The following is a 317-nucleotide window of genomic DNA, read 5'->3' as shown; positions in this document are numbered from 1 at the left end:
TCCATCAGGATGAAGTTGGCGATCCAGACGGGCAGTTCCCACGACGGGTCCAGCGGGTGTTTCACGCGCAGGCCGGTGTCGTAGCCCAGCTTTTCCGCCGTTTCGATGGCCTCGGCGGTGGTGCCACCCTTGCGCGCGGTGGCACAGAAGTCGGCCACTTTCGGGTCGGCCGCTTCCAGTTCTTTCGCAAGCGGGTGATCGGGGGAGATACCCACGAAGCTCGCGCCCATGAGCGTGTCGGGGCGGGTCGTATAGACCTCGATCGCCGCGCCGCCGTCGGTGCGCTCGAACGCGAAACGCAGGCCCTGGCTCTTGCC

1 pseudogene is annotated in these 317 nt (G+C 66.6%); it reads right to left on the bottom strand.

From position 1 onward, the window contains the following. Nucleotides 1-317: pseudogene (locus B2585_RS10730) on the bottom strand (leucine--tRNA ligase); the annotation flags it as partial.

Source organism: Maritimibacter sp. UBA3975, assembly GCF_002384975.1.
Taxonomy (GTDB): Bacteria; Pseudomonadota; Alphaproteobacteria; order Rhodobacterales; family Rhodobacteraceae; genus Maritimibacter.
This window is presented reverse-complemented; position numbering and strand designations above follow the sequence as displayed.